The following is a 25,542-nucleotide window of genomic DNA, read 5'->3' on the forward strand; positions in this document are numbered from 1 at the left end:
TGAAAATTATAAAAAAGTATATGAATTCTATATAAATTATTTAAAAAAATATCCAAATTATAAATATAAAAAAAGAGTAGAGAATTTTATAAGAATATATGAATTTTTAAGAAAATGAGAATAGCTATTTATTTATTAATAATTATTATAGTTTTGAACTCTATAACTTTTTATTTTTACTTAAAAGTAAAAAATATGGAGTCTATAGAATCTAAGTATTCTATGTTTGATGTATATATGAAAACAAGATTTTATGATAAGATTATTATCTTTATGAGCAACCATTCAGATATACAGGAAATAAAATTAAATGGATTAGTTTTTAAAAGAGAAGGCAATAATATCATAGTTGAGGAGGAAATAAAATGAAAAGAGCAATTATAATAGATTCTGGTTGTTCTCCAACAGATGATTGGATAAAGAAATATAATTTAAATTTTATGGGGATGAAGGTTTATGTTGATGGCAAAGAATATACAGATGGAATAGATTTGAATCATGAAAAATTTTATGGATTAGTAAAAAATGCAGATGAAATTCACACAGCACAACCTTCTTTAAAAGAGTTAATGAATATGTATGAAAGTTTAAAAGAAGAAGGTTTTGATGAAATTATTGATATTCATTTTTCATCGAAAATGTCAGGATTGTATAATACTGCACAAATGGCAAGAAATATGTTGAATAATATTAATGTTAAGATTATAGATACAAAGATGGTATCTATAGGTGCTTCACTTGTTTCAAGAAGAATTGTGGAATTATTAATAGATGAAAATAGAGAATTTGAAGAAATAGAAGGCTTAGTTCCGAAAATTATTAATAATACATTTATGGAATTTTCTGTGCCTACATTAAAATATCTTGTAAAAAACGGAAGAATAGGAAAGGCAGCTGGAATGGCTGGAACTTTATTAAAAATAATTCCTGTTTTAACAGTGGAAGATGGTGAAATAACTCCTTTAGTTAAGGTTAGAGGAATAAATAAAGCATTTAAAGTAATGGCAGATAATGCATTTGAATTTATAAAAGATAAACCTCATAATATAAAAATATATAAAGTTCATGGTTTTGATTCAAATAAAGAACATGAGGATAAAGTTTTTAATCTTTTTATGGAAAATTTGAAAAATTAAATTATAATTATGAATTAATAGAAGGCAGAATATGGCCTACTGTTGCATGTCATAGTGGGCCTGAAGTTTTTGGGCTTGCTGTATATGGGGAGGTAAATCCGTTATAATGCATCTTGAGGATTATTTTAATGAACTTGAATCTCATTTGAAAATCGGATTGTCAAAAAAAATATCATGGAAGAATTTTTTCCCTCAATTGTATGAATTATGTAAAAAAAATATAAATATAATAGAAAAAGAAAAGGGCCTAAAAGAAAAAATAGGCTCCTTTTTAGCATATTACAAACCAATATATGCATTGCCTGATGAGAGGAAAATAAAAAGAATCAGAGAAGGATTTAAATTAATTGAAAAATTAAAAAGGCAGTATTTAATAGATGAACCAGAAGTTCCGCATAAGGATTTGCCATTAAAAACAGATATAAAGTTTATAAAAGGTGTTGGTAATAAACGAGCAACTATAATGAGAGAACTTGGAATAAATAATATAGAAGATACATTTTATTTTTTCCAAGAGATTATGAAGATAGGCGCGAAATAAAAACGATAGTAGATTGTTATCATGGGCAGAAATGTTTAATTGTTGGACGAATTATTAATTTTGAGGAAAAAAAGTAGGAACATTGAAGATTCTTTCTTATGTTCTTGAAGATAAAAATAATTCCATTATAATTTTAACATGGTTTAATCAGGACTATATAAAAAAGTTTTTGCAAATGGGTATGAATGTTGCTGTTTATGGAACAATTGAAATTGAGTTTGGTAGAAAACAGATGAAAAATCCAGATTTTCAGGTTATAACTTCTATAAAAGAAGTAAAAACAGGTATTTTGCCAATTTATCCATTAAAAAAAGGATTATATCAAAATAGTATGAGAACTATTTTTTCGGAAACTATTCAATATTCTCATAATGTGAAAGAGTTTTTGCCAGAAGATATTGTGAAGCGATATCAATTTATAAAATTTCCTCAAAGAATAAAAGGAATTCATTTTCCAAAGAGTTATTATCATCTGGAAAAGGCAAAAGAAACTTTAAAATATGAAGAAATTTTTTTGTTTGAGTTTTCGGTATTAATACAAAAGCAAAAGATACAATTAAAAGAAGGTATTTCAAAAGATATAAAAGGAATATTAGCAAAAAAATTTATTTCCGATCTTCCATTTAAATTAACTAAATCACAAATAAAAGTTTTTGAAGAAATTAGAGAAGATATGAAAAAGGCAATACCAATGAATAGATTACTTCAGGGCGATGTAGGATCAGGAAAAACAGTAGTTTCTGAACTTGCTATTATTGATAATTATGAAAGTGGATATCAGGGAGCAGTAATGGTACCAACATCGGTTCTAGCAAAACAACAATATAAAAAATTAAAAAATGATTTGGAGAAATTGGGAATAAAAGTAGAAATGTTGTTAGGTGAAACAAAAAAATCTGAAAAAAGAAAATAAAAGAGAATTTATTAAATAATAATATAGATGTTTTAATAGGAACTCATGCAATGATTCAGGATGATGTTATTTTTAAAAATCTGGGATTAGTGGTAATAGATGAACAACACAGATTTGGTGTAAAACAGAGACTATCTTTAATAAATAAAGGTAAAATGCCGGATATTTTATTTATGACAGCAACACCTATTCCACGAACGTTAGCTATGACTTTATATGGTGATCTGGATGTTTCACTAATAACTGAGATGCCTTCAGGGAGAAAGAAAGTAAAAACCGTTTTAGTAAAGGAAAATAAAATAAATGAAATATATAAATTTATTGAAAAAGAACTGGCGTCAGAAAATCAGGTTTTTTTTGTTTATCCATTAATTGAAGAGTCAGAAGTTCTGGACTTAAAAGCGGCAACTGAAATGTATGAAATATTAAAAGAAAGATTTAAAAAATATGGAGTTGGATTACTACATGGTAAAATGTCTTCAGGAGAAAAAAATGATATTATGGAAAAATTTGTTAATAAAGAATTTAATGTTTTGATTTCAACTACTGTTATCGAAGTTGGAGTTGATATACCAGATGCAACTGTAATGGTTATAGAACATGCAGAAAGATTTGGTTTATCTCAATTACATCAATTGAGAGGAAGAGTAGGCAGAAGTAAAAAACAGGCTTATTGTTTTTTGATAGTAAGTCAAAAAGTTTCGAGTGAAACACGTGAAAAATTAAGAAAATTTGCTGATACTACTAATGGTTTTGAAGTTTCTGAAATTGATTTGCAATGGAGGGGACCTGGAAAATTTTTTGGGACAGAACAGCATGGACTACCAGATTTTAAGTTTATAGATATATTGAATGATCCAGAATTGATAGAAAAAGCCAGAAGAGACGTTCTTGAAATATTAAAAAAAGATCCTGAATTAAAAAATCACAAAAGTTTAAAAAACGAAATATATAGACGTTATGGAAAAAGTTTAAAAATGCTAGAAGCGTAGGTGATGAAAGTGCTATCAATAGAAAATGGGTTTTTAAAAGGGAAAAAAATAAATATAGTTTCAGATAAAAGAACAAGATATACACCGGCTAATGTTAGACGGGCTTTATTAAATATTGTAGATGTGACGGAAATGAATTCTTTGGAGATATTTGGGGGTTCAGGAATTATATCTTTTGAATTTATAAGTTCTGGTGTAGAAAAAGCGACAATTATTGAAACTTCAAGAAAAGCCTGTTCTACAATAATAAGAAATGCAAAAAGCCTAAAAATTGATAATAAAATTAAGTTAATTTGTGCTGATTTTAGAAAAGCTGTTGTAAAATTAATTGAGAAATACGATATAATATTTATGGATCCACCATTTCAGATGGGGTTAGCAGAAGAAGCCTTAAAAAAAATAAGTGAAAATAAAAAAATTTATGATGAAAATACTATAATAATTGTAGAACATTCAAAACGAGAAATACTGAAAAAAAAATATGGTGATTTAATGATTGATAAAGAGTATAATTATGGTGATATAAAACTATCCATCTATTTAAAGGAAGGTGAATAAGGTGATTATAGAAAAGTATCATATTTTTAATGTGATGGAACATTTAGTTGAAGATATAACAAATGAAATGTTTAGTATGCCAAATGTAGATATGTGTGTATGCGACAGGTGCCGTGCAGACGTAATAGCATTGGCTTTAAATCATTTGCATCCAAAATATGTGGTAACTGAAAAAGGAAGGATTTTTTCTGAGCTTGAAACATATACATTTCAAATGAGAGCAGAGGTGTTAACAGAAGTTTTGAAAGCTATGGAAAAGGTAAAAGAAAGACCGTCACATCCAAAAGAAGAATCTGTTTATAAGAAAGTAAATATAAGCTTGGATGAGCTGGAGAAACATTTTGATGATATTCAAAAAAATAAGAATCAAAAATAAGCTGTAAATACCATACCGAGTATTTCTTCATTTTGATTTGAAATATAGTTTCCTAATTTTAACATTATTAATTGATTTTCAAGTATTTTAATTTTATTTTCTATTTCAGATTTAATTTCAATGTCTGTTTCAGAATTTAAATAGTTTTTTAGCCTGTTAATAAGTGTCTCCAATTTTTTAATTTTTTGGTCTTTTTTGTTTTTATTATTATCAATTTTGATATTAGTTATAGAATTATTTTTATCTTCTTTATTACCAATATTATTATTTTTATAAATAATTATGGCTTGAGTTTTTCCAGCTACAGCTGCTAAAAAAGCACCTCTTTTTTGCATATCTAATGAAATTTTACTATACACAACATATCCGCCATTTCGAGCGGCTTCTTTTTTGAAGGCCATTAAATTTCCAGTTTCCTGGCTTAAAACACGTATAATACTTAACGATGCTGGAGCAGAATTAGCCAATCCTGGTTCTCCTGGATCTAATCTATATCCCAGAAGTGGATTAACACTATCAGGATTAACTTTCATATTAATCATATAATCACTCCAGTTAAAAAAACTATAAAAGTTTAAATACTATTTATAGTTTAGATGTAAATTTAAATGAAAAAGTTCTAAAATGATGAAAAGTGAGTGATAAAATGGATATTTTAAGTAAACTAAAAAAAAATCTGAAAACAATAACAATAGATCATTTAAAAATAGATTTCACATATACCGAAACAATAGTGGATAATTTAAAAGAATATGCGCAACAAATTCATAGTGAAAAACTCTCTGATATTATAATCATATTCGAATTAACAGATAGAACAAAAGTTTCGAGTTTTTCATACAGTAATGAAATTGATATTAATGATATATTCGAAAAATTTAATAGTAAGGGAAATAGTCAAAATTCTGTATTTACTACTTCTGAAAAGAATGTTGAGAAACTGATGAAAGATATTATAAATGAAATAAAAGAAAAATATGTTCCCATTCTTAAAGCTAGAGATATAATGTCTTTTCCTGTAAGAACTGTATTGTCTAATGAACCCATAGAAAAAGTATATAGAATAATGATACAAACAGGACATAACGGATTTCCTGTAATTGAAAAAAATGAATTGATAGGAATAATAACCCGAAAAGATATAGAAAAAGCAATAAATCATAATTTATCTAAATTACCGGTAAAAGAAATAATAACAAAAAATATTATTTCTGTTTTGCCAGATACGCCAATTGAAGAAGTAAGATATAAAATGCTTGAAAATGGTATTGGTAGATTACTGGTAATTGATAAAAACAATACACTAATTGGTATTATAACAAGGTCTGATCTTATAAAAGGTAAAGTTTATCATAAATCTAAACCAAAAATCATCGTTGATTATGAAGAAGAACTGCATAAGTATAATATTTTAAAAAGAATGGTTGAAATTATACCTCCAAAATACATGAATTTATTGAGATTGCTTGGGATATACGGTAATGAGTTAAATATGCCGGTATATGTAGTTGGTGGTTTTGTCAGGGATTTGCTGTTAAATAGAAAAAATTTTGATATAGATATAGTGGTTGAGGGTGATGGATTGAAATATGCAAAATATGCGGCAAAAAATTTAAGAACAACATTTGTAGAACACAGTGAATTTCATACAGGATCATTATTTTTTAAAGATGGTTTTAGAATAGATGTTGCTACTGCAAGAACTGAATATTATGAAAAACCTGCAGATTTACCTAAAGTTGAATTGAGTACAATAAAAAAGGACTTATATAGAAGAGATTTTTCTATTAATGCTATGGCTATCAAATTAAATAGTGAAGAATTTGGAATTCTACTTGACTTTTTCGGATGTAAAAAGGATTTGGATAATGGAATTATAAGAATACTTTACAACTTAAGTTTTGTAGAAGATCCAACAAGAATATTAAGAGCTATAAGGTTTGAAAAACGTTTTAATTTTAAAATTGAGAATAGAACTCTGGAATTATTAAAAGATGCTGTAAAGAGTAATTATATTGAAAAGGTTACAGGAATGAGACTAAGAGAAGAATTTGAAAAAATACTAAACGAAAGAAATATAGTAGAATCTATAGATGAGATGGGAAAACTTCATATTTTAGATCATTTGTTTTTATATTCTAAATATAAAAAGAGTAAGTTAAAAATATTTGAAAAAATTCTGGAATTTTATCGTTGGGTAATAAAAAATATTCCGAAATATACTTATAAAGTAAAATTGTTTCATTTGTTCCTGTATTCATATTTGATTTATGAAGAAGAACAAGCAGCATTGTATAGTTTTAAAAGATATGGATTACCTAAAAAATTTTTAAATAATCTTGAAAGATTAAAAGAATCTCTTTTGCAATTGAATAAATTAAATATGCAATCAGCATATTCAGATTTTTATAAAATATTGTATAATTTTGATAATGAACTGTTGATTGTTATCTCTGGGTTTATGAAAGAAGAAATAAAAGATAAATATAAATCCTATCTGTTAAAAATTAATAATTTTACTTTAAAGATAGATGGAAAAGATATAGTAAATTTAGGTATTAGAGGAAAATTGGTAGGTAGTATATTGGAAGAAATAAAAATGAAAAAACTTGATGGTAAAATCGAAAATGAAAGAGAATATTTGATAAATTTTGTGAGGGATTTAATGAGTCAATATAGGATATATGTGTTAATTGCTTTAATTTTAATAATTATATCAGCTTTTTTTACTATTAAAATTATTAATGACTCATCTGATTTAATAACTATTGCTTCAATGCAAAAATTGCCAGTTGAAATAGAAAATAGAAGCAATGACATTATTTATGTTAATAATGAAAAATTAAGTCCATTAGAAAAAAAGAATATTAATTTAGGTCAAAATGAAAAAATTATTGTAACTAACAATACAGGAACTGTTTTGATAAAAACATTTGAAAGAATATATAAAGTAAAATTAAAGTCTTTTGAGGTGGTGGTTAAAAATGGGAAAAATTAAAAATGTTGATAGAGTTAATTATGTAATTCATTTTTTTTCTGCTGGAGATACTGAGTATTGGTTATATCATGAAAATGTTTTAAATGAATTGAAAAAACATTTTGGAGATGTTGATTATATTTCAGAAGAACTGGATTTTCAAAAATATACTTATTATTACAACATGGAAATGGGACAAAATGTAAAAATTAAAGCTAGAATGATAAGTTTTAAAAACCTTTATTCTCCTGGTTTCTTAGCTGATGCTAAAACCATAACAAATGCTATAGAAGCCAAATATTCCATTGATGGTAAGAGAAAGGTTAATTTGGATATAGGTTATATTCACCATATGCAATTTGTTCTGGCAAGTACGAAACCATGGGGAATAGAATTTATCTTTCAAAAGGAATATATGCTGAAATAACATTGATGTACGTATATGAACAATGGAAAGCATTTGACCATTCATATCAAAATTTTAAAGATAAAGAATATCAAAATATATTAACTGAAATAAGAAATCTATATCTCAATAAAAGAAAAAGATGGCTTTCTGGAAAAAGATGAATATGAAAAATATAAGTATTTTTTTGTTTTTATTGATTGGAATTGTTACTATTTTTGGAAGTGCAAAATTAGTATTTCCAGGAAGTATAGATTTTTATTATCAGAGATCGAAAAATATTAATTCCGGTATTCAATATACCGGATTTCCTTTGTTTTATGTAGAAGATAAAAATTATAAATCTAATATAATTTTTGAATTTCCATTTGGGTTTGAAAAAAGATTAAAGGATAATGTGTTATTTAATGGTGGCGGATACTACACCTTAAAAAAAGATGAAATATTTTTTAGTGATTTATATAATGAATTTTATTCATGGATGAATTTTGGATTTGAATTTTATCATAATAATGAATTATATGCGCGGTTTATAGCAGATTTTAAAGAAGGGAATAGTCCATATTTTAAATATAGTTCATTAAGTATATTAGATATTTATAAAGATTTTTCACTATCCAAAAGAACTACTCTTGATATGCCATCTTTAAGTTATTTAAGTTTAAAAAATCATAACTGGAGTTTCATTCTGGGTAGGACAAAAATTTCTCTTGGCCCGTTAAAAAACTCTTTGATTCTTTCCGATGCTTCAAAGTACTTTGAAAATATGAATTTCAAATATTATTTAAATAACATCTCTTTAAATAATATTTTTATATCAATGCAACCAATGATGACCAAAGCTGAGTATGAAAAACAATTTTCTACAGATGCAACAATGGCTTTAAAAGAGCCTGGGTAACCAGAATAGATATAACAAAAACTCCGTTTAACTTCGGATTTACAACATTAGGTTTATATGGTGGAAAATTTCCAAAAAGCTTTTTTGATGTGAATAATGCTCTGCTTTCTATAGATATTCAATTTCAAACAAAAAATATAAGAGTATATTTTCAAGATGCATACAATCCATTGAAAAAGAAAAATAGTTATGGCTATGGAGGAGAAATTAATTTAGAAATATATAAGAATATCTTTTTTTCAGCTATGTACGAAAATTATGTGGTGGAAAAAGAAATATATGAAGATGAAATTCCTTATAATAGATTATATAATAGATCATTGGAAATCATAAATGAACCAGGTGCAAGATATTTTTATGATTATCCACTTGGATTTAAATATGATGAAAATTCAAAAGTTCATTCTTATCAACTCTATCTTTCAACAGATAATTTTTTGATAATATATGAAAACGAAAATGGTATTTCAAATGGGAATCAAATTTTAAATAAAAGGTTTAAGTGTTATTTTAAACTTTTATCTGGACGTTTGGAATTTAAATATATTGACACTAAATATAGTGAAGAAAATTTTGAAAATTATTCTTTATTCATTATATTCCCAATAAAACTTCAATGAAAATAAAAAATTAAGGAGCATTGGAATGAAAAAAATTTTTATAATTATAATGTTGATAATATCTCTAACTACTTTTTCATTTTACTTTGAAAATGATATAAATTATAAAATATATATTATTGAAAAAATGCTTCATAATGAAGTTCTTGAAACATCTATTTCACCATATCCTTCTAATGAAATATTTAAAACAAATGTTTCAATTTATCTTCCTTATATTTTTTCAGATGATTATAAATTGGTACCATTTTTTGGAGTCAAAAACAATAATTCAGGATTATATATTGATATAACTAAAGGAAACAATTTAAAATTAGAATTGTATTATGGAAAAAAAATAAATTCATTTTGGTTTATTTTGGGTAGATATAAGGTAGATTGGTCATTACTGGAACATGGTGTATTTTTTTCGGATTCTTTACCATATGTGGATGGTATTACGGGAGGTTTTACCACTGATTTTTTATTAGGAGATATGGGAATATATTTTGGTGCTTATTCCTTTAATTCTTATCTTACTGAAGAGGAAAAAAATATTCAAAAAATGGCTATAGATAGCAACTCTGACAGAAGAAGCATTGGAATTGGGTACGATGATCCTTTTAAAACTTTATTAATTCATCGACTTGATTTAAAGCCTATTAAATTTTTTAGAATATCTTTTAATGAATTAAATTTAATCGGGGCAAGTTTCCCGATCTTGTAGATTTGAATTTTATGAATATACTACATAATACATATGGTGAAGGATATTCAAATGCGTTATTTGCTGTAGATGGAGAAATAGTACCTATAGCAGGTTTTAAGATATATGGAGAATTTGCTATGGATGATTATGTAGTTCCTTTAACTGAAGCAGGAGCAGAAAGCTATAAACCTACCGCATTTGCATGGGGATATGGTATTCAATATGCTTATAATGTTTTTGATGGATATGTTAATATAAAAGCTGAAAAATACAAAATTTACTCCTGGATGTATAATAGATGGCAAGAATTATTAAAATTTACAGGTAGATATATTGATAATAATAAAATTTATGATATCCCTATGGATATGATTATGGAAGTGGTATAGAAAGCCAACTGACATCAGTTGAATATCTAAAAATAATATAGATATAAAAATAATATTTGAAAAAGTGGTTCAGGGAGAAATAAATTTAAATACATCTTACTTTGATACTAATTTAAAAGGAAATACGGATACATGGAAGGACCATATGGTGATAAAACAGAATATTATTATACTACTTTTATTCTAAATACAAAAAAAATTTTATTGAATTTTAAATTGAATAGGCTGAATATTATCGATTTGAAATTACAATATAATATTCAATTTTAAAAGCATATATGATATAAATATAAAAGTTGGTGATTAAAGTGAAAAATGCTTTTTTATACTTGAAAAAAGAGATAATGAAAAATTTCCATATAAATTAACCATTATTCAAAATAATAAAATTCTGCTCTCATTAAAGGTTCAAGAAAAATGGCCCGGTCAAAAAGGCCATATCTTTTGTATTAGAGAAAAAGAGAATATTATTCCTTCACCAGAAAAAATAATAGAAAAGGTACCCATATTGTATTTAGAACGTTTGGGTAAAAGACTGGTGATGGTGCTTGATAGAGAAAAAGAAAAAGATGTGATTTTCTATTTTTGAAAAAGAAATATAAAACGAAACCCGGTGAATATGAACAAATTTCCTGGAGAACCGAAATAGGATTAAAACAAAATAAACCGAGAGTAAAGTTAACCACATATTATCATGAAACATTGCAAATAATTATTGATACAAACGAAAAATACCCTGGAAATTTCCAAAATCAACTGTTATAAAAGAAGATTACCTATAGGTGACTATGCTCTGGTTGATAATGATGAAATTCTTTCTATAGTAGAAAGAAAAACATTTGAAAATATATTAAGGGAATTTTCACGAATGGCCTATTTTCATCAACATCTTGTAAATTTAAAAGCATATAAAAATCCTGCACTGGTTATTGAAGCAAATTACTCAGATTTTTTAAACCCTAATAAAATAAAGGAAAAATATTATAATAGTTCTTTTATGCAAAAAGCTATTGCAGAACTATATGCCTATCATCCTGAACTTATTATAGTATTTGGTGGAAATAGAAAATTGGCCAATCAATGGACATATAAATTTTTTGAAGCTGTAAAATCTCATAGAGAAGATGCTCCACATTATAAAATAGCTGAAATAGTTGAGGAATATAAACCTTCTCAACAGGCAGGGGATATATATCTGGAAGTAAAAAAAGCAATAAATAACTATTTTCCAGAAAATTTTAAATTTTCTGATGTAAAAAATAAATTTGAATATATTTCAGAATCAAAGTTAAGAAGGGTAATGAATGAATTACGAAATGAAGGAATAATAGCTCTCATAAAAAAGGGAAATAAAAGTTTTTGGAAAAAATTAAAGGAGGAATAAAATGAAAGTAGGATTAATATTCGGGACAAGACCAGAAGCAATAAAAATGGCTCCGGTATATCATGAATTAATAAAACAAGGAATTGATACAAAAGTAATAGCAACAGCACAACACAGAGAAATGTTGGATCAGGTATTGGAATTGTTTGAAATAAAATCTGATTATGATTTAAATGTTATGACGCATAGGCAGACATTGTCACAATTAACAAAGAACTTAATAGAAAAATTAGATGAAATATTTAAAAATGAAAATTTTGATTATATATTAGTTCAGGGAGATACCACATCAACATTTGTGGGAGCATTAATTTCATTTTATTATAAAATCCCAGTTGGTCATATAGAAGCAGGATTAAGAACGGACAATATTTATAACCCATTTCCTGAAGAAATGAACAGAAGACTTACAAGTGTTATTAGTTCAATTCATTTTCCCCCAACAAAAACTTCAAAAGAAAATCTGTTAAAAGAGAGAATTCCAGAAGATAAAATATACATAACAGGAAATACTGTAATAGATGCGTTATTATGGGTAGTAGAAAAAAATAAAGACAAAATAGAAGAAATACAAGAAAAATATAATATAAAAATAAAAAATATATATTAATGACAATGCATAGAAGAGAAAATTGGGGAGAACCAATGAAAAACGTTATGGAAGCAGTAAAAGAATTTTTATTGAAAAACAAGGATATATATTTAGTCTTTCCTGTTCATTTAAACCCAGCAGTAAGAGAAATTGTTTTTCCAGAATTAGAAGATTTAGAAAATGCAATTTTGATAGATCCAGTTGAATATTTAGAATTCACTGCTTTGATGGCAGGATCTTTCTTTATAATGACAGATTCTGGCGGAATACAGGAAGAAGCCCCAGCGTTAGGAAAACCAACATTAGTTCTAAGGAAAACCACAGAAAGACCTGAAGCAATAGAAGCGGGAACAGCAAAATTAATTGGAACAGATAAAGAAACTGTTTTAGAATATATGGAAAAATTGACTTTTGATAATGAATTTTATTCAAAAATGGCAAAGGCAAGAAATCCATTTGGGGATGGTAAAGCATCTTTAAGAATAGCAAAAATATTATTAAATCAAAAAGTTGAAGAATTCAAAATATAATGCCAGCAAGAGCTGGCATTATATTTCGCGAAGCAAAAGATTTAGGAATAAAATTTTTTTAGTTTTTTGTATTAAATAACAAATGCCAGCAAAGCTGGCATTTGTTATTTAATAATATTTCTGATTGTTGTGTCAAGGGTTGTTGATAATGAGAAAGTAATTGAATATAAATCTTTTGATGGTAAATAATATGCTCCAAATTCTAAATTAATAGGTATATTGGCATCAGTTATAAAATATATTTCTGGCGAAATATCAAAAGATATTCCAAACAAATTATCATAATCAATTAATTTATAAATTCCATTTAAAGTATAATCTGTATCACCTATTGAGAAAAGATTATACACATTAATTCTTTTATCAGAATTATCCGAAAAATTAAATAATTCAAGATTAATGCCATATACCTCTTTTACACTGTTAAATTGAGAAAGTAATGTATCTATACCAGTATCGTTTAATAATGAGATTTTATCATATAAAGGATTAAAAATAGGACTATCAGAATATTTCACTTCTATACTAAAAGAATTTAAAAATGGTAAATAATTATCAAAAAAATAAGCGGTATCTACTGAATAAGCATTGATATATGATTTGTTATTATTAATAAAATAATAACTGCCAGAAAAATATATTCCTAAATTATACAAATTTTCATAAATTATAGAAGGAGATATATAATAATTATCCAAATCTATAAACTCACTATTTAAAATAAAATGAGTTGTTGCGGCAATCACTTTTGAAAAACTCCCTATATCTAATTGATTTGGAATGGAAATAGCAATTCTACTATTAAGATCCTGAGATGATGAATAAAGACTTTTAGAATAGTTTAAATTTACATTTACCCATGGGTTAGGATTTAAATTTATATTTGAATCTATTCCCATATCGAGCATAGTAAATGAATCAGAATATATATAATAAGAGCCTAAATCAAAATTATAGTAAGGATATTTTTCAAAAGATAAAAAAGATGAGTTTTTATAGTAATTATTTATAATATTAAAATTCGTTTTAAAGTTAATTTCATAAGCATCATATTTTGAAACATCATTATCAATTAAATTAGACTTTATTAAAAATGGATAATGATTATTATGACGTTCTACATCAAAAGTATGCATTTCAGGATCAATGTCAATACTCATAACCTCTTTAATATTAAATTCCATATTTTCGGTTGTTACATATTCTTTTGTTCCTTCTTCAGTTAATATTCTTACTTTTGTAGGTATTTTCATATTATCAAGATCCACTATTAATTTATCTTCTTTATGCTTAATTGAAGCATCAAAATTTTTCTTACTAAAGAATAAATCATGTAATATATTTTTATTCACATATTTTGATAAAAAAGCTACAAATTCATCTTCTGAAGGATTTTTTTCATTATATTTTTTATAATATTCCCTAAGAATATTTGTTAAATGTTTTCTTCCAAGGTAATCTTCCAATGAAAACAATGCTCTTTTACCTTTATTATAATAAATAACAGCTCCAAAATTAGCCGGGACTTCATCAATATCATCAATAACGGCATTTTCTACGTTATAATAACCAAGGTTAAATATGCCTTTTTGATCAAGATCTGAAAAATTTTTAACCAGAGTTTTTGAAAAACTTTCGGTTAAAATATCGGGTAAATACATGTTATATAATCTATCATCACCATATTTTTCATACATCGATATGTGAGCAGCATAATCTGCTAAAGATTCACTCATAAAATTATTATCTGCAAAATCAACTCCTACACCAATACCGAACCACATATGTGCTAATTCATGTGATACAACATAAAAAGTTAAAGGTTCCAATAAACCAGGTAAAACTAAATCTGCGGTTGTGAAAAATCCATCACCTAATAAAAACATTCCATCAGCTGCCATACCATACATTCCTGGATATGGATCCTGTATAACATTAATAGATGAATATTTCAATTTTCCAAAGTCTTTTGTATGTAATTCTAATGATTTGATAACATGTGTTGCCATAACTGCAGCTCTTTGATCCTGACCTTTTCTATACCAGATATTTATAGTGTAATCTTTTGAATTTAAGGTTAATTTGTTATATGAATCTTTTTTTATAAAAATTATAGGCATAGAAATATATTTTCCTTCAGAATAATATATATCTTTTACTTTTTTGCCTGATATTATAGGCATAAAATTATTGTTATTTTCAACTTTTATAGATACTTTATGATGTGGAAGCAAATAATCATTATTTCCATTTATAACAATAGGATACCATCCAAATCTCCAGATATAAATATCATCAAAGGCAACATTATCAGCTGTATTTTTGTATAAAAAATATGTTTTAAATACAATTTTTATAACTTTTTCTGTGGTATTAACCTTTAATATTCCGTTTTTTCGTTGATATTTTCGAAATTTTTTCGAAGGATAGTCTTCATAAGAAAAATCCAATATTTTATTGTCTTTATCTGTTACTTTAATAATTTCAATTTTACTTTTTTCTTTTGAATCAAATAATGCATTTACAAAGGGTTGTCATAACTATCAAGATTTGGATATAAAGCAAAATATGGATTCTCGTCTTTTTCCAGAGTAACAGTTAAATACCCTAAAATTGCCCTATCCCTTTCGATTAACCTAATATCAAGATCATAATTTGCTGCAAAAGATAATAAATTTATTGTTATAAAAATTAATATAAGTACTTTTTTCATTTATTATCTCCACCAATATAATCATCTAAAAAAGATTTAGCATCATTATCTGTATATCCTATATTTTCCAACAATTCTATCGCAAAATTTCTGTTTATTTTACCTGCTTTATATAATTCTATTATTTTTTGTTCTTCAGGAGTTAATAAATTATTAACTTTTATTTCTTTATTTTCTTCAAATCTAACATTATTATCTTCCATTTTCTTTCGTTCTTTGATAGTTAAATCACCACTTACACTTTTGAAATTAATATATCTTTCTTTTGAATTTTTGAATTTTAAAGAGAGATTTGTATGTATTTCACCAGACGGGAGGTGTTTCTATTTATAAAAACTTCCTTTTCTCCAACAACAAATATATCAATATCTCCTGAAACTGTTTTTATTTTAGCTTCTTTAAAGTTTTCTGTTAAGTAATCAATTTCACAATCTCCTGAAACTGTTTTTATATCTAAAGTACTAATTGGAGAATTTACACTTTCTAAGTCACCACTTGTACTATAAAATTCTAAATATTTTATTTTTGAATTATATATTCCAATGTCTCCGGAAACGCTTTTAGCATAAAAATTATTAAGTGCAACTTTATTTAAAGAAACATCACCATTTACATTATTTATTAAAATTTCTAAAATATCTGAATTAATTTTTAATTTTACATTTCCACCAGAATTAAAATTAAATGAAAAACCAAACATTTTTGATAAAAATGAATCAGATTTTGGTTTAACACTTAAATACCATCTCTCATTTTCTACGTAATTTTTTATTTCGATATTTTCTGGAAAATCTTCATATTCAAAGATGTTTTCATTTCCCGGTACAATATCGATATCAACATCTACAAAGTTTAAAACTATACCTTTAACCCTTTTTTCAGGTTTCAAAATCCCGTTCATTTTTCCCCTTCTTTCCTCTTAAAATTTCTTTTGCTTCTTCAGGAGTTAACTCTCCTTTTTCTATTTTTTCTAAGATTTTTAATGTGTCTACATTTGACTTTTCTTCAGCAAATCCCATAGCTCTAACAACTCCTTCTAATCTTGCTTTAGCTGTAGGATAAGAAATACCTATTTCTTTTTGTACATCTGAAAGATTTCCACGATTTTTTATAAAAATTTTTAAGAAATATAATTGTTCATCAGAAAGTCTGGCAAAGTCATCCAGATGGAAATTCCCTCTAATTGTAACATCACATTCCGGACATTTGAATTCTGAAATTACCAATTCTCCCCACATACAGGACAACGTGTTAATCTATTTTTTTTCATAATATCACCGCCTCATATATAAATCTATATATTAAAATAATACCACTTAACTTTAAAAAAGTCAAGTGGTATTTTTATTTTTTTGAAGTTTCAAACGATATTTTTAAATATAAATAAGGATTAATTAAATAAATTTTATTTTATCCATTAATTTTTCTGATTCTAAAATTTTATCCATAGATTTTTTATTTACACTCTTTATATAATCATTTATTACTACAATATCGAAACCTCTATCCATTGCTGTTTTTATAGTTTCTAATACGCAAACATCACCTGCTAATCCTAATATCACAAGTTTTTTTATTTTGTGTTCATTTAATATATTCTCCAATCCATTCTCTCTTCTGGCTTTAAAATCTTCATAGAAAGCAGAATAGCTATCAGTATTTTCTAAAGTCCCTTTTTTGACAAGAAAATCATATGTATTTATAAAAAGTTCATTTCCATATGTTCCTTTTATACAATGTGGTGGCCATGTTTCAAAAGAAATATGATTTTCTGGATGATCATCTTTGCTTGCAACTATTAAATAATTATTTTCTTTAGCTATATTCAAAAAATTATTGACAGAACTTATCCATTTTTCATCAGTTCCTTCTACTGGTAATTCATTAGGGCAACGTAAAGTAAAACCATTTTGGCAATCGACACATAAAATAGCTGTATATTCTGCATTAAATCCCATATTTTTTAATTTTTCTATAATATCCACACATATCACCTCTTTTGTTTCTAAATTTGTATATTTAATTATACTATTTATATTTTAAATTGCAAAAATTAGAAAAACACGAATATGATGAAGAAAATTTCATTATCTCGTAAAATTCACTTTTTTTTGGTTATATGAAGGGTTTTTAAAAAATAATAAGTATGGTATAATCAAAATTGGTAAATACTAAATTTTAAGGGAGGGTTATATATGGCAAAAATGATAAGGAAAAATTATTTGTTGGCACCTGGACCAACACCAGTTCCAATTGACTTACTTTTAGAAGGAGCTAAAGATACTATTCATCACAGAACACCTCAGTATTTAGAAATTCAAAAAATTGCTTTAGATGGGGCACAATATATTTTCCAAACAAAAAATCCCGTTTTTATTCTATCTTCATCAGGTACTGGTGCAATGGAGACAGCAGTTGCAAATACGTTAAATCCTGGAGATAAAGCTATTGTGGTTGTTGCCGGAAAATTTGGGGAAAGATGGATGGAAATTTGTAAAGCTTATGGAATTGACCCTATTGTAGTTGATTTGGAATGGGGAGAGTATGTAAAACCAGAAACAATTAAAGAATTATTAGAAAAAAATCCAGATACAAAAGCTGTATTCACAACATTAAGTGAAACATCAACTGGTACAATTCATCCAATAAAAGAAATTGCGGATATAGTAAAAGAAACAAATGCTATTATTGCTGTAGACGCTATCAGTGGTATGTTAGCACAACCATTAAAAATGGATGAATGGAATTTAGATATTGTTGTTACTGGTGTTCAAAAAGGATTTATGATGCCTCCTGGAATTGCATTAATTAGCGTTAGTGAAAAAGCATGGAAAGTTATAGATGAAAATAAAAACCATCATTATTATTTTGATTTAAAAGCATATAAGAAAAAATACCCGGATTCTCCTTATACACCACCAGTAAATTTAGTATATCAATTAGCTAAATCTGTTCAAATGATTGAAGAAGAAGGAATTGAAAATGTCTGGGAAAGACATAGAATTATGGCAGATGCAACAAGAGCAGCTGTTCAGGCTATGGGATTAGAATTATTCGCAAAAAGGCCCGGAAATGTTTTAACCTCTGTAAAAGTTCCAGAAGGAGTTGATGGTGGAAAAATCTTAAAATATTTAAGAGATGAAGAAGGAGTTACCTTTGCTGGCGGTCAAGCACACTTAAAAGGAAAAATAATAAGAATTGCTCATTTAGGTTATATGTCTAAATACGATGTTATAGTTGGTATTAGTGCTTTAGAAATGGCTTTAAAGAAATTTGGTTATGATGTAGAATTAGGTTCAGGCGTAAAAGCAGCACAAGAAGTATTTATGAAAGAAGGTGTTTAATATGTGGATACATATTAATGATCCATTAGCTGAAGAAGCTACAGAAAAATTGAAAAAAGCTTTACCAGATGCTAAAATTACAATAGAACACTTTGATAAAGATATTTTAAAAGAAAAGGTTAAGGATTTTGATGTTTTAATAATTAGAAGTGCTACAAAAGCTACTAAGGAAATTATTGAAAGTGGAAAAAAATTAAAATTGATTGCACGTGCAGGAATGGGATTAGACAATGTAGACCTGGATGCTGCTAAAGAGCACAATATAAAAGTTATAAACACTCCTGGAGCAAATTCATTATCTGTTGCTGAACTTGTTGTTGGATATATATTATCTATATACAGACATCTTGTTACAGGAACAGTTACTCTTAGGGAAGGTAAGTGGGAAAAGAAAAAATTAAAAGGTTATGAATTAAGTGGAAAAACTTTAGGAATTGTAGGATTTGGACATATCGGTAAATTGGTTAGAAAATTAGTGACAGGATTTGATATGGAAGTACTAGTATTCGATGTTTTTGAAATTCCTGAAGAAGTTCAAAAAGAACATAATGTAAAACAAGTTTCATTTGAAGAACTAATTAAAAATTCAGATATTATTACTTTACATGTTCCTTTAAATGAAAAAACAAAACATTTGATTTCTGAAAATGAGTTTGAAATGATGAAAGATAATGTAATTATTATAAATGCAGCTCGTGGTGGAGTAATTGATGAAAAAGCATTATTAAAATATTTAGAAAATGGAAAAGTATTGGGTGCAGGGTTAGATGTTTTTGAAGAAGAACCGCCAACTTCAGAATTACAATTGAAATTACTAAAACATCCTATGGTTGTAGCTACACCTCATATTGGTGCAACTACTAAAGAAGCACAAAGAAGAGTAGGTTTAGAATTAGTGGATAAAATTGTAGATATAGTAAAAAATATGTAATTTGTTAAATTCTTTTAATATTCTTTGAGACTTTTTGAGTTATAATACATATAGTTATTTTAATAAATGGAGGTGTTTAGGGTGAAAGTATTCGTTGATCAAGATGCATGTATCGGATGTGGAGTATGTGAAAATTTATGTCCAGATGTATTTAAAATTAATGACGAAGGTAAAGCTGAAACATTAGTAGCTGAAACAGATTTACCTTGTGCACAAGACGCTGCAGATTCCTGTCCAACACAAGCTATTTCAGTTGAAGAATAACTTTAAAGGCCAACTTTAACGGTTGGCCTTTTTTGTTTCAATAAAGCTTTCGCTTTGCGAAGATACTGCATTCCGTGAAGTATGAATTATAAGTTTTGATATTTTAAAAAAATGTTGTATAATATGTAATGAAATTTAAATATAAGTTTTGGAGGGGCATTATGAAAAAAAGTAAAGTTATTGTTGTTACTTCGGGGAAGGGGGAGTAGGAAAAACAACCGTTTCCGCTAATATAGGTGCTTCTCTGGCTTTAATGGGATATGATGTATGTTTAATTGATGCAGATATAGGATTAAAAAATCTGGATTTAGTTTTAGGACTTGAAAATAGGATTGTTTATACTATTTTAGATGTTGTAAAAGGTGGTAAATCACCAATAGAAGCGGTTGTTAAACATAAACAGATTAAAAAATTAAATTTATTAGCATCATCTCAGATTGCAAATAAGGATATGATATCACCTGAAGATATGAAAATGATAGTAAATGAATTATCAAAACATTTTGATTATGTTATTGTGGATTCTCCGGCCGGTATTGAAAGGGGCTTTAAAAATGCAGTTGTAGCAGCACAACATGCTATTGTTGTAACGACACCTGAATTGACTGCTATAAGTGATGCAGATAGAGTTATAGGATTATTAGAGAATGAAAAGTTTAATGAAGATAATATTTCCTTGATAGTTAATAGAGTGAAACTTCATATGATAAATAAAAACGAAATGCTTTCTCCTGAAGATATTAGAACAGGGTTGGCTGTTGAGTTGTTAGGAGTTGTTCCAGATAGTGAAGAAATAATTATTGCAACTAATAAAGGTGTTCCAGTAACATTGGAAGATAATTCGAGAATTTCAAATATATTTATGAATATTGCACAAAGGATTGCTGGAAAGGAAAATCCAATAGAAAACGATTTTGCACTTTTAAAGGACGATTCAAGAAAAGGTTTTATGGGATTCCTGCAAAAGATGTTTGGTGGCAGGTGATATGAATGGGTTGGTTTAATTTTGGTAAAAAGAAAGCTAGTAGAGATGTTGCATTAAAAAGGATGCAAAGTCTTGTTGGTAATAGAAGAGAAAACATATCAAATCTTTCCATGAAAGAAGAAAGCAATGTTGCTGTTGTAGATAGATATAATTTTAATATTAATGCAAATGAAGTTTCAAAAGTAATCAGAGAATATGTAAGAAAAAAAGCCAAAATAGATGGGAAAAACGTAAAGGTTCATATCAGCAAAGATGAAAATGGTTATACTATAGTGACTAATATTTTTTTTAGATGAGGTGAAGAATATGTTGAAAGAATTTTTTATTTCGACATCACATAGAAATGAATTTATTGATATTACCCATGTTATAAGAAATTTTATAAAAGAAAGTAAAATAAAAAATGGAATTGCCATAATTTTTGTACCACATACCACGGCAGGCATTACAATAAACGAAAATGCAGATCCATCTGTAAAAAGAGATATGAAGGAATTTTTAAATAAATTAATTCCATCAGAATCTTATTTTACTCATCTTGAAGGAAATTCTGATTCACATATTAAATCAACATTGGTTGGACCTTCTTTAACTGTAATAATAAAAGATAATGATATATTATTGGGAACATGGCAAGGAATATATTTTTGTGAGTTTGATGGACCAAGACAAAGAAAATTTTTCATCAAATTAATAAGCGATTAGGCGGGAACCATCCCGCTTTTTTTATATTGATTTTGTTAAATTAATAGAGTATAATTTAATAGGGTGTGAATTTTATGGAGAAATTAAAATTTTCTGAAGAAAAAAGTATTCAAGATGAAAATGAATATTCAATAGGACTTATAGTGTTAAAAAAGGGCGATTTATTATGTCAATCGCATTTTTGTAATTATAGAAAAATATATATTAATAAAGGAATATTTTCAGAAGAATTTTTGTTTGGTATAAGGACAAATGAATCTTTAAAAAATGTAAGAAATAGTGAAATTTTAATTATAGATGATTTAAATGAAGCAAATGAATATTTGGCTCAAAATAAAGAACTATTAAAATTAGCTATTGAGAAAAGGATAAATATGCTTATTAATATGAATAAAAAAATTTCATCAAAATTTTTACGCTCACATGAAGAAAAAATATATACAGCTCAGGAAACAAAGAAAATTTTTAAAAAAATATATAGATATAATTGGAATTATTTTAAAGATAAGTTTATTCAAAATTATATTTTTGCAAGGGAAAAAATATTGGAAAAAGAAATAGAAGATGCGTTAGATATCCTTAATAAAATAGATTTGAATGAGATAAAAGATTCTTTTTTTAAAGCAGAAATTGATATATGGAAAATATATTGTATGTTTTTTTTAGATAAAAAAAAGGCTAATGAGTTATTTGAAAAGATTAAATACAAATATGATTTTTTAGAATCCTTATTTTCCTTTAAAATACTAAAAAATATTTTAAAGGAAAATGAATTAGAAAAAACATATATAACATACTTTAAAAAAGGATATTTGATTCCAGGTAATACTGTTTTATTTTATGAAGGTGAAGAAGGAGATTGGTCTTTTTTAATTTTAAGTGGTAATATTTATGTTTCACGATTTATTGAAAATAATACAGAAATTCTGTTAAATATATTAACAGAAGGAGAAATTGTAGGTGAAATTGCAGTTTTGCAGAGCATAAAAAGGACAGCAACTGTTTTTACTAAAACACCATTACAAATGATTTTAATTGATTCCGAAAATTTTGAAAATTTAATTGAAGAAAGCTATTTGTTGGGTAAAAATATATTGAAAGCACTTATATATAGAGTAGATTTTCAAAAAATTTGTTAAATCAGCATGATTTGATTTCAAAAGCTTCTCTGTTAATGAAAAATATTCTATTGAAAGATTAAATCGCTTACGGTTAACTCCAAAACAATTTTTGAATTTATTCTGTATTAAAGAAGATATAAATGATTTTTTTGCAGAACTCGTTGAAAATAAAATAGCAACGTTGCGACCAGATGGAACGCTTTATTTTAAATGACTATATGTAAATGGAAGTGATTTTTGTGAGAGAAATTTTATATGCACCTGATAGAATATTAGTAAATGAGGGAGAATATATTAAAGAATTAATATTACTAAAAGAGGGAAAAGTAGAAACTTTCTCTAATTTCTGCAATTATTCATCAATTGAAAGTAAAGGAATATTTGGTGCTGAAATGATAGTTCCTAATACTAAATCTTTTGAATCAATAAGAATTATAGAAAATAGTAGGATTGTTTTAATTGAAAATGAATTGGCAGAAAAATTTTTACTCTCAAATTCCAATTTGATTATTCATTTGATAAAGAAATATATCCTTAAAATAATAGCTTTAAATAAGAAAATATACGGTTCGCTGAAAAAAGATAAAAATAATAAAGAAAATATAAAAGATAAAAATCTTACAAAAGAGGAATTGTCTAAAAAATATTTAAAAATAAGTAGAAGAAAACTTTTTTATCATATTGAAGATGAGCATTTTAGACTTTATACCAAAGCCAGATGGTTATTTAATAAAGGAAAAATAAAGGAATCATTGAATGAATTTAAAAAAATTCAATACACCAATTTTGATATATACTTTCAGGCTGAAATAGAAATTTGGAAGTACTTATGTATGATTTTAATTTCTCCAGATAAAAAATATTATCTTGAAAAGACATTAAAAGAAAAGTATCCATTTGTTAAAGAACTCCTTTCATTCATGGTTTTTGAAAGTGTTATAACAAATACTCCATTATCCAAACCTCTTGTGACTTATTTAAAGAGTGGATATTTAATACCATCAAATACTGTTTTATTTTATGAAGGCGAAGAAGGAGATTGGGCTTTTATGATATTGACCGGAAATGTAAGAGTTTCGCAATTCGACGAATCTGGTGAAAGATTACTTGCTATTTTATCAAATGAAGAAGTGGTTGGAGAAATAGCTTGCTTTAAAGAAATCCGAAGAACAGCGACTGTTTTTACGTCTACACCTTTGCAAGTGATAAAAATAGAAAAAAGTAATTTAGATGAGTTAGTAATTAGCAATCCGACATTTGGGCTGAAAATTGTAAAAAATTTGATAAAAAGACTTGATTTTGAGCGATACTGGCATTCGCCATTATCTTTTGAGGAAAAATTAAACTTTATGATAAAAAAATATGGTAAAAATATTTTGAATCAATCACAATTGAAGATAGAGGAAATAAAAGAATTATTTAGAATGAATGATAAAAAAGATAGTGAATTAATAGATTACTTATTTAAATCAAATATAGCGACATTAAGAGCAGATGGGACATTAAAATTTATGTAGGAGGTAAAAATGAAAGTATTACTATTTTCTGAAGGGAAAAGCTTATTTAAAAAATCTGGTGTGGGAAAAGCATTAGAACATCAAATGAGGGCGTTGGAATTAGCTGGTGTTGATTATACTTTAAATCCAGGTGATTATTATGATATAGCACATATTAATACAATAGGTGTTTTAAGCGAGAAAATATTAATTAGTTCAAAGAAAAAAGGCAAAAAGGTTATAGTTCACACTCACACAACATATGAAGATTTTAAAAACAGTTTCCTTTTAAGTAATCATTTAGCACCTTTTATAAAAAGAAGATTAATTAGAATGTATTCTAAAGCAGATATGTTGATTTCACCTTCCGAATATACAAAAAATGTAGTACTGTCTTATGGGATTAATAATGAAATAAAAGTGGTTTCAAATGGTGTTGATACAAATAAATTTAATTGTGATAAAAATATAAAAAAATTGTTTAGACAAACTTTTAATATAACTAAACCATTAATATTATCTGTTGGATTACCATTTGAAAGGAAAGGAATTATAGATTTTTATAATTTAGCAAAAAGATTGCCACAATATGACTTTGTTTGGTTAGGTGCAAAATTAAACATCATTCCGAAAAAATAAAAAAAATATTAAATCATAAATTATCAAATTTAAAATTTCCAGGTTTTGTATCTGATGAAATGCTAATTTCAGCATTTTGTGAAGCAAATATTTTTTTGTTTCCAAGTTATGAAGAAAATGAAGGGATTGTTGTATTAGAAGCATTGTCATCAAAAACACCTTTAATAATAAGAAATATACCAGTCTATAAAAACTGGTTATCTCATAAAGAAAATTGTTTAAAATCTCAGACAATAGAAGATTTATAAAAAATATTGATCTGATTATAAATAATAAAGTCGATGTAAAAAAAATGGTAGAAAATGGCAGAAAAATAGCCGAAGAAAGAGATTTAAAAAATA

28 protein-coding genes and 4 pseudogenes are annotated in these 25,542 nt (G+C 26.4%); 25 read left to right on the top strand and 7 right to left on the bottom strand.

All coding sequences use genetic code 11. The features are described 5' to 3' along the window. Positions 1-114: 114 nt before the first annotated feature. The 7 genes and pseudogenes from DJ007_RS14800 (at position 115) to DJ007_RS10280 (ending at position 4,516) form a co-directional block, all read left to right on the top strand. Positions 115-369, top strand: a complete 255-nt coding sequence (locus tag DJ007_RS14800) for a hypothetical protein (protein WP_206076312.1) — start codon at positions 115-117, stop codon at positions 367-369. Continuing rightward, positions 366-1,136: a DegV family protein gene (locus DJ007_RS10265; RefSeq protein WP_129409476.1), complete on the top strand. Its 771-nt coding sequence runs from the start codon at positions 366-368 to the stop codon at positions 1,134-1,136. The genes DJ007_RS14800 and DJ007_RS10265 overlap by 4 nt, the downstream gene beginning before the upstream one ends. A 106-nt stretch (positions 1,137-1,242) precedes the next feature. Next, positions 1,243-1,978: pseudogene (locus DJ007_RS17935) on the top strand (OB-fold nucleic acid binding domain-containing protein); the annotation flags it as partial. A 372-nt stretch (positions 1,979-2,350) separates the two neighbouring features. Beyond that, positions 2,351-2,590, top strand: a complete 240-nt coding sequence (locus DJ007_RS17940; protein ID WP_240739521.1) for a DEAD/DEAH box helicase — start codon at positions 2,351-2,353, stop codon at positions 2,588-2,590. A gap of 50 nt (positions 2,591-2,640) precedes the next feature. Further along, positions 2,641-3,582, top strand: coding sequence for an ATP-dependent DNA helicase RecG (locus DJ007_RS17945; RefSeq protein ID WP_240739492.1), 942 nt, complete (start codon positions 2,641-2,643; stop codon positions 3,580-3,582). 3 nt (positions 3,583-3,585) lie between these two features. After that, positions 3,586-4,140, top strand: a complete 555-nt coding sequence (gene rsmD / locus DJ007_RS10275) for a 16S rRNA (guanine(966)-N(2))-methyltransferase RsmD (protein WP_129409477.1) — start codon at positions 3,586-3,588, stop codon at positions 4,138-4,140. A 1-nt stretch (position 4,141) separates the two neighbouring features. Further along, a complete protein-coding gene (locus tag DJ007_RS10280) occupies positions 4,142-4,516 on the top strand; it encodes a late competence development ComFB family protein (RefSeq protein ID WP_129409478.1) in 375 nt (124 codons plus the stop codon). Here the strand turns inward: DJ007_RS10280 and DJ007_RS10285 are convergent. Continuing rightward, on the bottom strand, positions 4,507-5,058 hold the full coding sequence (locus tag DJ007_RS10285) for a hypothetical protein (protein WP_129409479.1): 552 nt from the start codon (positions 5,056-5,058) through the stop codon (positions 4,507-4,509). The genes DJ007_RS10280 and DJ007_RS10285 overlap by 10 nt on opposite strands. 104 nt (positions 5,059-5,162) lie before the next feature. Between DJ007_RS10285 and DJ007_RS10290 the strand changes: the two genes are divergently transcribed. The 8 genes and pseudogenes from DJ007_RS10290 (at position 5,163) to wecB (ending at position 13,003) form a co-directional block, all read left to right on the top strand. Continuing rightward, entirely contained in the window at positions 5,163-7,514 is a 2,352-nt protein-coding gene (locus tag DJ007_RS10290) for a CBS domain-containing protein (protein WP_129409480.1), read from the top strand. Then, positions 7,501-8,063, top strand: a pseudogene (locus DJ007_RS10295) (DUF4416 family protein). The gene DJ007_RS10290 and the pseudogene DJ007_RS10295 overlap by 14 nt, the downstream one beginning before the upstream one ends. Beyond that, positions 8,042-8,800 carry a hypothetical protein gene (locus DJ007_RS10300; protein WP_206076313.1) on the top strand — a complete coding sequence of 253 codons (759 nt, stop codon included), beginning with the start codon at positions 8,042-8,044 and terminating at the stop codon, positions 8,798-8,800. Before DJ007_RS10295 ends, DJ007_RS10300 begins: the two are co-directional and overlap by 22 nt. 89 nt (positions 8,801-8,889) lie before the next feature. Next, positions 8,890-9,420 (top strand): hypothetical protein, encoded by a 531-nt coding sequence (locus tag DJ007_RS10305; protein ID WP_129409482.1) that lies wholly within the window; start codon positions 8,890-8,892, stop codon positions 9,418-9,420. 25 nt (positions 9,421-9,445) lie between these two features. Next, positions 9,446-10,126, top strand: coding sequence for a hypothetical protein (locus tag DJ007_RS10310; protein ID WP_129409483.1), 681 nt, complete (start codon positions 9,446-9,448; stop codon positions 10,124-10,126). An 11-nt stretch (positions 10,127-10,137) separates the two neighbouring features. Continuing rightward, positions 10,138-10,497: a hypothetical protein gene (locus DJ007_RS10315; RefSeq protein WP_129409484.1), complete on the top strand. Its 360-nt coding sequence runs from the start codon at positions 10,138-10,140 to the stop codon at positions 10,495-10,497. Positions 10,498-11,212: 715 nt separating this feature from the next. Continuing rightward, positions 11,213-11,881 carry an ERCC4 domain-containing protein gene (locus tag DJ007_RS10320; RefSeq protein ID WP_129409485.1) on the top strand — a complete coding sequence of 223 codons (669 nt, stop codon included), beginning with the start codon at positions 11,213-11,215 and terminating at the stop codon, positions 11,879-11,881. A gap of 1 nt (position 11,882) precedes the next feature. Then, positions 11,883-13,003, top strand: a pseudogene (gene wecB, locus DJ007_RS20840) (non-hydrolyzing UDP-N-acetylglucosamine 2-epimerase). A 104-nt stretch (positions 13,004-13,107) separates the two neighbouring features. On the opposite strand, the gene DJ007_RS10330 reads toward wecB, so the two are convergent. The 6 genes from DJ007_RS10330 to DJ007_RS10355 all read right to left on the bottom strand — a co-directional run bounded on the left by DJ007_RS10330 (position 13,108) and on the right by DJ007_RS10355 (position 17,701). Then, positions 13,108-15,453, bottom strand: a complete 2,346-nt coding sequence (locus DJ007_RS10330) for a M1 family aminopeptidase (RefSeq protein WP_129409486.1) — start codon at positions 15,451-15,453, stop codon at positions 13,108-13,110. A 71-nt stretch (positions 15,454-15,524) separates the two neighbouring features. Beyond that, complete coding sequence (locus DJ007_RS10335) at positions 15,525-15,716, bottom strand: hypothetical protein (RefSeq protein ID WP_129409487.1); 192 nt, start codon at positions 15,714-15,716, stop codon at positions 15,525-15,527. Then, a complete protein-coding gene (locus tag DJ007_RS10340) occupies positions 15,713-15,919 on the bottom strand; it encodes a hypothetical protein (RefSeq protein WP_129409488.1) in 207 nt (68 codons plus the stop codon). Before DJ007_RS10340 ends, DJ007_RS10335 begins: the two co-directional genes overlap by 4 nt. 77 nt (positions 15,920-15,996) lie before the next feature. Continuing rightward, positions 15,997-16,617, bottom strand: coding sequence for a DUF4097 family beta strand repeat-containing protein (locus tag DJ007_RS10345; protein ID WP_129409489.1), 621 nt, complete (start codon positions 16,615-16,617; stop codon positions 15,997-15,999). Further along, positions 16,595-16,954 (bottom strand): DUF2089 domain-containing protein, encoded by a 360-nt coding sequence (locus DJ007_RS10350; RefSeq protein WP_240739493.1) that lies wholly within the window; start codon positions 16,952-16,954, stop codon positions 16,595-16,597. Before DJ007_RS10350 ends, DJ007_RS10345 begins: the two co-directional genes overlap by 23 nt. A gap of 156 nt (positions 16,955-17,110) precedes the next feature. Continuing rightward, the gene (locus DJ007_RS10355; RefSeq protein WP_240739494.1) at positions 17,111-17,701 is read right to left on the bottom strand and encodes an isochorismatase family protein; all 591 of its coding nucleotides are present in this window, start codon (positions 17,699-17,701) and stop codon (positions 17,111-17,113) included. Between the two features lie 210 nt (positions 17,702-17,911). Here DJ007_RS10355 and DJ007_RS10360 point away from each other — a divergent pair, with 210 nt between their 5' ends. The 10 genes and pseudogenes from DJ007_RS10360 (at position 17,912) to DJ007_RS16160 (ending at position 25,449) form a co-directional block, all read left to right on the top strand. Continuing rightward, the gene (locus DJ007_RS10360; protein WP_129409490.1) at positions 17,912-19,060 is read left to right on the top strand and encodes a pyridoxal-phosphate-dependent aminotransferase family protein; all 1,149 of its coding nucleotides are present in this window, start codon (positions 17,912-17,914) and stop codon (positions 19,058-19,060) included. A gap of 1 nt (position 19,061) precedes the next feature. Beyond that, entirely contained in the window at positions 19,062-19,991 is a 930-nt protein-coding gene (locus DJ007_RS10365) for a D-2-hydroxyacid dehydrogenase (RefSeq protein ID WP_129409491.1), read from the top strand. Between the two features lie 81 nt (positions 19,992-20,072). Continuing rightward, positions 20,073-20,255, top strand: coding sequence for a ferredoxin (locus tag DJ007_RS10370; protein ID WP_129409492.1), 183 nt, complete (start codon positions 20,073-20,075; stop codon positions 20,253-20,255). A gap of 161 nt (positions 20,256-20,416) precedes the next feature. Continuing rightward, positions 20,417-21,240, top strand: a pseudogene (gene minD / locus DJ007_RS10375) (septum site-determining protein MinD). Between the two features lie 5 nt (positions 21,241-21,245). Continuing rightward, the gene (locus DJ007_RS10380) at positions 21,246-21,536 is read left to right on the top strand and encodes a DUF1374 domain-containing protein (RefSeq protein WP_129409493.1); all 291 of its coding nucleotides are present in this window, start codon (positions 21,246-21,248) and stop codon (positions 21,534-21,536) included. 10 nt (positions 21,537-21,546) lie between these two features. Next, positions 21,547-21,945 (top strand): secondary thiamine-phosphate synthase enzyme YjbQ, encoded by a 399-nt coding sequence (locus DJ007_RS10385; RefSeq protein WP_129409494.1) that lies wholly within the window; start codon positions 21,547-21,549, stop codon positions 21,943-21,945. Between the two features lie 74 nt (positions 21,946-22,019). Further along, positions 22,020-23,084: a cyclic nucleotide-binding domain-containing protein gene (locus tag DJ007_RS10390; protein WP_129409495.1), complete on the top strand. Its 1,065-nt coding sequence runs from the start codon at positions 22,020-22,022 to the stop codon at positions 23,082-23,084. Positions 23,085-23,305: 221 nt separating this feature from the next. Continuing rightward, complete coding sequence (locus DJ007_RS10395; protein WP_165974116.1) at positions 23,306-24,583, top strand: cyclic nucleotide-binding domain-containing protein; 1,278 nt, start codon at positions 23,306-23,308, stop codon at positions 24,581-24,583. Between the two features lie 9 nt (positions 24,584-24,592). Further along, positions 24,593-25,201, top strand: coding sequence for a glycosyltransferase family 4 protein (locus tag DJ007_RS16155; protein WP_206076314.1), 609 nt, complete (start codon positions 24,593-24,595; stop codon positions 25,199-25,201). Beyond that, positions 25,162-25,449 (top strand): glycosyltransferase, encoded by a 288-nt coding sequence (locus DJ007_RS16160; RefSeq protein ID WP_206076315.1) that lies wholly within the window; start codon positions 25,162-25,164, stop codon positions 25,447-25,449. Before DJ007_RS16155 ends, DJ007_RS16160 begins: the two co-directional genes overlap by 40 nt. Positions 25,450-25,542: the final 93 nt, after the last annotated feature.

Origin of the sequence: Marinitoga lauensis (assembly GCF_004135675.1) — a bacterium.
Taxonomy (GTDB): Bacteria; Thermotogota; Thermotogae; order Petrotogales; family Petrotogaceae; genus Marinitoga; species Marinitoga lauensis.